At 37.9% G+C, this 8158-nt stretch carries 10 protein-coding genes; 5 read left to right on the top strand and 5 right to left on the bottom strand.

All coding sequences use genetic code 11. From position 1 onward, the window contains the following. Positions 1 to 350: 350 nt before the first annotated feature. From FFT88_RS24610 to FFT88_RS24590, 5 genes are all read right to left on the bottom strand, one after another. Positions 351 to 593 carry an XRE family transcriptional regulator gene (locus FFT88_RS24610; protein WP_135406004.1) on the bottom strand — a complete coding sequence of 81 codons (243 nt, stop codon included), beginning with the start codon at positions 591 to 593 and terminating at the stop codon, positions 351 to 353. Continuing rightward, a complete protein-coding gene (locus tag FFT88_RS24605) occupies positions 583 to 849 on the bottom strand; it encodes a hypothetical protein (RefSeq protein ID WP_000868277.1) in 267 nt (88 codons plus the stop codon). Before FFT88_RS24605 ends, FFT88_RS24610 begins: the two co-directional genes overlap by 11 nt. Positions 850 to 899: 50 nt before the next feature. Continuing rightward, positions 900 to 1124 carry a hypothetical protein gene (locus tag FFT88_RS24600; RefSeq protein WP_135406003.1) on the bottom strand — a complete coding sequence of 75 codons (225 nt, stop codon included), beginning with the start codon at positions 1122 to 1124 and terminating at the stop codon, positions 900 to 902. Positions 1125 to 1219: 95 nt separating this feature from the next. Beyond that, complete coding sequence (locus FFT88_RS24595) at positions 1220 to 1444, bottom strand: hypothetical protein (RefSeq protein ID WP_135406002.1); 225 nt, start codon at positions 1442 to 1444, stop codon at positions 1220 to 1222. 41 nt (positions 1445 to 1485) lie between these two features. Continuing rightward, positions 1486 to 1809 carry a hypothetical protein gene (locus tag FFT88_RS24590; protein ID WP_000432877.1) on the bottom strand — a complete coding sequence of 108 codons (324 nt, stop codon included), beginning with the start codon at positions 1807 to 1809 and terminating at the stop codon, positions 1486 to 1488. 2793 nt (positions 1810 to 4602) lie between these two features. Between FFT88_RS24590 and FFT88_RS24575 the strand changes: the two genes are divergently transcribed. From FFT88_RS24575 to FFT88_RS24550, 5 genes are all read left to right on the top strand, one after another. Then, positions 4603 to 5616, top strand: a complete 1014-nt coding sequence (locus tag FFT88_RS24575; RefSeq protein ID WP_135406001.1) for a replication initiation protein — start codon at positions 4603 to 4605, stop codon at positions 5614 to 5616. 122 nt (positions 5617 to 5738) lie between these two features. Continuing rightward, positions 5739 to 6008: a hypothetical protein gene (locus FFT88_RS24570; RefSeq protein ID WP_000190069.1), complete on the top strand. Its 270-nt coding sequence runs from the start codon at positions 5739 to 5741 to the stop codon at positions 6006 to 6008. Positions 6009 to 6312: 304 nt separating this feature from the next. Continuing rightward, the gene (locus FFT88_RS24560; RefSeq protein ID WP_001043556.1) at positions 6313 to 6543 is read left to right on the top strand and encodes a hypothetical protein; all 231 of its coding nucleotides are present in this window, start codon (positions 6313 to 6315) and stop codon (positions 6541 to 6543) included. 444 nt (positions 6544 to 6987) lie between these two features. Continuing rightward, complete coding sequence (locus FFT88_RS24555) at positions 6988 to 7965, top strand: type IV secretion system protein (RefSeq protein ID WP_001021612.1); 978 nt, start codon at positions 6988 to 6990, stop codon at positions 7963 to 7965. A 1-nt stretch (position 7966) separates the two neighbouring features. Beyond that, positions 7967 to 8158 (top strand): EexN family lipoprotein (locus FFT88_RS24550; protein WP_135405999.1); only part of this gene is annotated, 192 nt, incomplete at its 3' end.

Here is an 8158-nt window from a genome sequence, read left to right as displayed (position 1 = left end):
AGTAATTTTTACTCCTGACTTAAAACAAAAAATAGATTAAATACATATAGTTAAGTTATGTTTACATGATGCCCGGCAGGGCATAGAAGGGGCGAAAGAAAATACCAGGGAGCAGCAGAGCCACATCGCCCCGAAGCGCGGCGCAGCCGCTGGCGAACGTACCAGGGCGCACAGGCCATCCCTTCGCCCTGCAAAGCCCAACTGACCAGCAGGCCATGATTATGCTGATTTGCGCCGCAGAATGCCGCAGTTAGCGCGAGCGTAAGCGAGTTTACGCCGTCCTGGTGCGTCGCAGCAGGGCGGGGCGCTGTACTGCGCGTGCGAGCATCGCGAGCTACGGGCGCAACAACTCATTCACTACATTCAGGCTTGTCCCTTTTGCACAGAACGTATTCTGGATGTTCCCCAGCTAAAAGCTGAAGATATTTAAACTCCACAGGTGTAAGTGCTGTACCACTTACAGTTCCGACAGGTTCTTCCTTGCGACGCCAGGTTCGCGGAGTCATGCTGAATATTTCGGCACATTCTTTCTGCGTCAGACCAATTTTTTTCCGCAGACGTTTGATGTTTTCTGGTGTGTTTTCAGTTAACATTTTTTCCCCGTTCATTGTTCATTTCCTGAATCATCATAGAAACAATTTCTTTATCATTCTCTCTTAATCCATCTCTGGAAAAGTCTATTGTGTCGAATGCCTTCTCATTAAAAACAAGATCAGCAACAGTTTTCACCGTTGCTTTCGTTTTTCCTAAAGTCGCAGATTTAGAAAAGGTCTTCACCCGTTTCACAAGATGAAACATATTACCTTCTTTATTCAAATAATATTGCCTGTCACCTTTTCGTACCTTCATATTAATATGGTTCCTATTTTAACAGTAAAGGGGCTTATAGCCCCTTTACTTTAACTTTTTCCAACAATCAAATCGATATCTTCCTGGTAAAGCTCTCCAAAACACGGGACTACTCCCGTTTTATAATCGCGGATATTATTGCGATCCGTGAAAATAACAACATAATCCTTGCCTGTTTTTTCATGTTTCAGGCAGATAGTGCAAAGCGTCACACGCGCAACAGAAAACGCATGACCAGTCGTAGAAACGATAACAGGAAAAGTTGATTTTTTCATATTTAACTCCTGCCGCTGGGCGGCTTTGGTGATCGGAGACTACCTCCTTTCGATATGCTGATAATAGGTCATTTCTGACCTATTATCAAGTGTTTTTAAACGAGTTTTATTGAAAATTTATTTTCAACAAATGCCTCTAACATCTTTAATATTTCACTATCGCTTATACCAACTTTACGTCTAAAAGAATCATCCATAAGGTCAATACTTGCGGATATTTCACTTGTATATTCAACGCTTCCGGCAAATCCTGCAATTCCAGCTAATTCAAGAAGCATATGATGATTACGAATATTGATATTACCAATAAGAACTTTCATTTATCCTCCTGATATGGGGGGGAATCCCCCCATATTAAAAATTACAATCTGGTTGCAAGTCCGGTTTGTTCGTTAAACAAACATTCCAACTGATCACAATAAACATTGTCAAATGTCGATACTTCTTTAACCATTGCTCCTCGAACACGAGAAAAGGTCACCTGGTATGTATCGGAAAAGGTTAATTTGATTTTTACTAAATTAATTCCATTCATTGCAAATTTTGAAGGAAGACGAAAACTAAGACCACATTCACCATCTTCATCAAAATAGGCAAAGTTCTTTGCGCCAGTCATAGCAATGAAGCGATTTCCGCCAAGCTGATTAAGAATTTCAGTAGCAACAAATTTAGCGTAGTTTTCCATTTTTAAACTCCTGCCGCTGGGCGGCTTTGGTGATCAGGGACTATCCCCTCTCGATATGCTTATAATAGGTCAGTTCTGACCTATTTGCAAGTAATTTTTACTCCTGACTTAAAACAAAAAATAGATTAAATACATATAGTTAAGTTATGTTTACATGATGCCCGGCAGGGCATAGAAGGGGCGAAAGAAAATACCAGGGAGCAGCAGAGCCACATCGCCCCGAAGCGCGGCGCAGCCGCTGGCGAACGTACCAGGGCGCACAGGCCATCCCTTCGCCCTGCAAAGCCCAACTGACCAGCAGGCCATGATTATGCTGATTTGCGCCGCAGAATGCCGCAGTTAGCGCGAGCGTAAGCGAGTTTACGCCGTCCTGGTGCGTCGCAGCAGGGCGGGGCGCTGTACTGCGCGTGCGAGCATCGCGAGCTACGGGTGCAATGCTACTCCGCTAAAACGTTCTGAATCGCGTTCTGAGCAATTTTTAATGCTTCCCTGTGGGTTTGGATTACCAGGGCTGAAATAAAGCGACAGGACGTGTTTTATGGCTTTTCTGGGGTGGTTAGGGGAAGGATCGTTACTGGATCTGTTAATTTTGTAGTTTATGCTCCGTCATGATGAATGATCATATCTGGTAACTCTTTGGTTGGCGTATCCTATTGATATAGAAGTATATTTCATTGAAACATGAGAAGATCCTCGGTTAGTGAAATGAGGGGCTTAATTAAAAGTCCAACCAATATGATAATCAACTAAATCAATAAATTAGCTCATTTTATCAACCACAGAACAAGACTAAACATGAGAGCTTTCTTGGTCTTCACCAGAGCTGATTTTGATGAATAGAAACTCATTGTAAGCGTTCCCCTGCACTGAAAAGCATTTACTTCTGTTTCCGAAATAACAATACCAAAATTACCGACAGAGAGAGATAGTACCGCTCGCCGCAGCCCTAGCGACCGAACGTTAGTGAGCGAGTGGGCGAGGAAGCGGAATTTCTGCGATGTATCATTGGAGCAAGTACGCTTCGTGTTTTGACCGTACCTGATGGTTTTAAGGTGTCGAGCAAAATTATTCACAGTTCGCTCTATTATTTTTTCTTTATTTCTTTTTTCTAAAAGATAGATCACTCCTATGTTACATATAATATTTCCTTTTCTAAGGGTATTTTTCTATTGTTTTTCAATTGATTGCAATTCCAACTAGGGACAGATTTATGGTTAAAAGGGGACAGATTTATGGTTATTTGTGTTTTTATCAGGGGACAGATTTATGGTCAAAAGGGGACAAATTTATGGTTAACGGGGGACAGATTTAGTGTGGATAACTTTTTTATACACAGGTTGTGGGTAACTTTTAGGAGTTATGTAAGCCCGAAAGAAAATACCAGGGAGCAGCAGAACCACATCGCTGCAAAGCCGCTAGTCAACATACTAGGACTTTGCAGGTCATATTATGCTGATTTGCGCAGTAGGAGGGAGGGCGCTGTACTGCATGCACGAGCATTGCGAGCTACGGCGCAACGCTAACCCGCTAAAACGCCCTGAATCGCGCTCTGAACGATTTTTAATGCTTCCCTATGGATTGGGATTACTAGGACTAAAATAAAGCGATAGGATGCATTTTATGGCTTTTCTTGGACGGTCATGGGAAGGATCGTTATTGGATCTATTAATTTTGTAGATTTATATCCCGTTATCATGAATGGCCATATCAAGCAATTCGGTGCTGTGTATATCCCATTGATATAAAAGTGTTTTTTCTTAAAACACAAGAAGATCCTCGGTTAGTGAAATGAGGATCTTAATTAAAACTCCCACCAATATAAAATTAATTAAATCAATAAATTAGCTCATTACATCAATCACATTAAACATTAAGAATGTGACTAAACATGAGAGCTTTCTCAGTCTTCGCCGGAGCTGATTTTGATGGACAGAAGCTGCTGAAAGTCTTTCGCACCTTCCATTCTCTGAAAGAATTCTGTTTTATTTGTCTAAGTGCTTCTGAGAGTGTTTTAGCGGTTATCACGACCTCGTTTCCGACAGAACAATAGCGAAATTACCGACAATATGCGAGAGATAGCACCGCTCGCCGCAGCCCTAGCGACCGAACGCTAGTGAGCGAGTGGGCGAGGAAGCGGAATTTCTGCAATGTACGATTGGAGCAAGTACGCTTGTTTCCTTGTCGGAGCTTGGTAACGATGCTTATCCACAAAAAACGCGAAAATCGCTACATGTTTTTACTTCCTATATTTCTTACTTCTAAATACTTCTATATTTAGAGGCTGTTTTTTGTTTTGTTTTTCAGTGAGTTGAGAGTTGAAAGGTATACAAATTTCAGGAGTTAGGTATACAAATTTCAGGAGTTAGGTATACAGATTTCAGGAGTTAGGTATACAGATTTCAGGAGTTAGGTATACAGATTTCAGGGTGGATAACTTACTTATCCACAGACTTGTGGATAAGTAAGGTGTGAGTTTTGATGTTTTTTAACGTATTGATTTTTAATGATTTTATTGTTTCTTTTGATTGAAAGAATTGTTTTGTTTTTATTGTTTTTCTATGCCCAGATTCAGAACCGTACTGATTTGAGGAACTTTAAAGGTATACATTTTTCAGGAGCTGTTGCTTGGCTTGCCTCTTTGCGGATTATAGGTAGCCTGATTTCAGGATGCTTTTATTTCTTCTTGTCTTTTTAACTAATTGATTTTTATGGTTGTTTTTATTTAAGGTATACTGTGTTGATTTTGTTTTCTACCTTTGGTACAGTGTGATTATTGGTTGCTATGGGAGAAATATGATGTTGCCAGTAGAGGTGAATACGCGAGAGGGGGAGTTAATATTTCAATCAAATGCTATTACTGATGGTGTTTATAAAATAACACTTGATGAATTTCGTTTGTTAAATTTAGCTATATCTAAGATCTCAAGGCACGATAAACCTGAGAAACGTATAAGGATTACAACAAAAGAGTTTGTTGAAGTCTTTAACATCAAGGATAAAAACGTTAAAAATAGGTTATCAGCAATTGCTGATGGGTTGCTAGGAAAAACTATTGACACATATTCTTTTGACCAGGACTCTGGGAAGAAAACAAAAAGAAGGCGCCTGTGGTTGTCAGAGGTAGAGTATGATATTGAAGGTGAAGAAAATGTATTTTTAGAAATCGTTTTTTCTACCGAAATATCGGATCTTTTATTTCAATTAAAAGATAATTTTACGTTATTTGCATTAAGAGCAATATCAGCATTTACCTCTCCTCATTCTTTTAGAATATATGCTTGGTTATGTAAATATAGAAACATGTATAATTATCGCAAGGGAGAGTTGATTACAACTGATACAATCAGTGTTTATGATTTTAAAGTGATGTTGGGATTAGAAAAATCCTATGAAGAGTATAAGTTTCTAAAACAAAAAGTAATTGAAAGATCAATTAATGAAATAAATGCATCAACTGATATTTCAGTTGTTTTGAATGAATATAAGGCATCCAGAAAAGTTATTGCCATATCGTTTAGTTTTGTTCGAGAGGATCATCCAACTTTACAATCTATAAAGCCAAAGAGGCGGCGCTTACCGGCTAGACCAAGAGTTAAGTCAGGTTCTAATGCTGAAGTTGAGTGGGCTAAGAAATGTATTGAAATAATATTAGAATATGAAAATGCGCTAAAATTATATGATAAGGAAGCTAGGTTGCCTCTTCCTGATTTAGAAAAATTAGTAGGGTATTATGAATTATGTGGGGAGGATAAGAAAATATCAGAAAGGAGTTGTGAACTAAAAGAAAGGAAGTCCAAACGTAAATGATGTGTATTTTTTGTTTTTAAAGTAATAAGTAACGTCATATTTAGTCGTTCAGATTAGTCACTAGTACCGCCGTCTTGACCACGGCGGTACTAGCTAACCATATCACCTACACAGGAGGCCATATGGCTACTTTTGATTTTACACACCTCAATGGATTAACACAAATCAAAGCCTTGTTTCCAGAACTTACAGAGAAACAATTTAGGGTTACGTTAAGTTGGGTTTTTGGAAGTGAAATCATTGATATAGCGAGCGAGCATGAGTGCTCGATTGAAGCGGTAAAAAAAACATTGCAGAGAAGTAAGCTAGCTCTTGGTTCGGAGCGGCTTGAGGCTGTAAGAGTAATCTTCTTGTGCAGGATAATGGCTGATCTATGGACTAGGGTAAGATAACTACTTCCACCAACAAAATGATTAAAAAGGCGGCATTTGCCGTCTTTTTTTATCGTCTAATCGCTCAAAAAATGAGCATTTAAATGTGATTTATATCAAAAAAAAGCGAATCATTAATAATGATAAGTATGTCTTTGAACTCTTTCTTTATTAAAAAGCCATTGAAAAATAATGGAAAACTTTATTTTCTAAGATTGTGGCAAATTGATATGTCCTCGATTGGGTATTTTTCGAGGTTGTTTGTTGGTGAGAACATATTAAGTGTTGAAAGAACAAAAAAAATGGAGACAAAGGAACGGGAAAAGTGAATAAGAGTCGAAATAATGATGTAAGTGATAATTTAAATGCAGGAAATTTTATTGTAAATGGTAATGTTTGGGAACCAACTACTGTCACGATAAAAATTAATGGTAGAAGTAATTACATTTTGACAAAACTTAGGTTGTTAAAACCAAACTTACCTAAAACTCAATTAGCCAGAGAACTTCTTGAAGAAGCTCTACTGAAAATTGATGAAAAAATAACCGAATTATAAATAATGCTCTTTAACAATTTGAAAGTGACGAATACCAGCTATGAAGAGGAGGATTGAGCTGGAGGAACGATGGGCATCGTGTCACGCCAAAAATTGGTAAAAAGCCTAAAAGATATTTTATCTTTACATATAAAAGTCTTTGTTTATATGTAAATGTAAATTGGAGATGTTATATGCCTATGTATGTTGTAAGAAGAAAACGATTAATCGAAGGAACAAGAAAACAGAGAGAGTTGATTTTAAAGTCAAAGCAAAAAAGAAATAAAGTTGACAAGGCTGTTAATAGCAGAGTTATTTATCCTGGAAGAGAATGCCGCATTGAGGAATGCAACTTTTCTTTTAATGATTCTACTTTAAAACATAAATCATTAATGACTAGTGAATATTCAGCACATGTGCGGATGAGATGATCTCTTACGTTTGCATTTTTATGTGGAAATAAAAATGAATATAATATCTACGTTTTTAAGTACTGTTACAACACTAGTTGAATCAGGGGCAGCCAGTAACGCAGCAAAAATTGCAAATGCAATATCACCTGTATTTTTTGCAGCCATTGGTGTTTATATTATTTTTGTTGCTTATGAAATAATATATTCACAACGTGATGTGGTTATGTCGGAAGTTACTAAAAATATAATGAAATTGGCTCTGGTTGGTGTTTTCACATATAGCTCAACATATTATTCACAATATGTAATTCCTTTCGTAATGCATTCTGGAGATGAATTGTCTTCTGCTTTGACTGGACAGTCTGATATAGCCAATTCAATAGATAATCTTTGGCAAGCATTGTCAGATACAATGGAGCAATTTTGGAGTGATGCTACGGGACAGCTTGGTATGACTGATTTTGGTCTATGGATTAAAGCTGGTCTTATATGGATCACAGGGTATGCAGGAGGATTTTTGCTTGTTTTTTATACTACCGTTTTCCTTTGCGTATCAAAGTTTATGGTCGGAATGGTGTTATCGGTAGGTATTTTATTTATATGTTTTTCTGCATTCTCCCCAACGCGTGGTATGTTTACTGCATGGTGTGGTAGTTGTTTAAACTACATTTTGCTAAATGTATTTTATACCATATCTTTTGGCTTCGTATTGTCACTAATACAACAAACGGCTAACTTGGATGCAAAGACCATTACATTCATGTCTGTGGCTACTTTATTAGCGGTTGTGTTAATATCTGTTTACCTGATAGAGCAAATTGGGACGTTGTGCTCATCTCTAACAGGTGGAGTAGGTATTAATGGATTGACTGCCTCAGCTAACGGCGCAGCAAATAAATTAGCTGCTGTTTCAGGTGTAAGGGCTATGAGCAATGCAGGTAAAGGATTGGCTGCCTCTGTTGCCAAAAAAGCTGGAAATAGAGTAGTAAGCCTGGCAGGTCAATTAGGAAAGAATGTATTAGGAGGGTAATATGAAAAAAGTTGTTCCAATGGCATTTGTATCCGTTCTGTTTCTCTCTGGTTGTAACGATAAAGTGTATGATGTTGATTATTATTTTGCAAACCAATCTGAGGCAAAAAATGTTATAGAACAATGCTCTCAGGGAAAAATCACAAATGAAAACTGTGATAATGCAAAGGCTGCAATTCAAAAACAGAAAAGA

Origin of the sequence: Escherichia sp. E4930, assembly GCF_005845405.1 — a bacterium.
Classification (GTDB): Bacteria; Pseudomonadota; Gammaproteobacteria; order Enterobacterales; family Enterobacteriaceae; genus Escherichia.
Note: the sequence above shows the minus strand (reverse complement) of the source record. Positions and strands in the feature narration are given on the sequence as shown.

Excerpts from the sequence above, each read along its gene's own strand:
- FFT88_RS24610 (WP_135406004.1), bottom strand. The coding sequence starts at position 593 with ATGTTAACTGAAAACACACCAGAAAACATCAAACGTCTGCGGAAAAAA.
- FFT88_RS24605 (WP_000868277.1), bottom strand. The coding sequence starts at position 849 with ATGAAGGTACGAAAAGGTGACAGGCAATATTATTTGAATAAAGAAGGT.
- FFT88_RS24600 (WP_135406003.1), bottom strand. The coding sequence starts at position 1,124 with ATGAAAAAATCAACTTTTCCTGTTATCGTTTCTACGACTGGTCATGCG.
- FFT88_RS24595 (WP_135406002.1), bottom strand. The coding sequence starts at position 1,444 with ATGAAAGTTCTTATTGGTAATATCAATATTCGTAATCATCATATGCTT.
- FFT88_RS24590 (WP_000432877.1), bottom strand. The coding sequence starts at position 1,809 with ATGGAAAACTACGCTAAATTTGTTGCTACTGAAATTCTTAATCAGCTT.
- FFT88_RS24575 (WP_135406001.1), top strand. The coding sequence starts at position 4,603 with ATGATGTTGCCAGTAGAGGTGAATACGCGAGAGGGGGAGTTAATATTT.
- FFT88_RS24570 (WP_000190069.1), top strand. The coding sequence starts at position 5,739 with ATGGCTACTTTTGATTTTACACACCTCAATGGATTAACACAAATCAAA.
- FFT88_RS24555 (WP_001021612.1), top strand. The coding sequence starts at position 6,988 with ATGAATATAATATCTACGTTTTTAAGTACTGTTACAACACTAGTTGAA.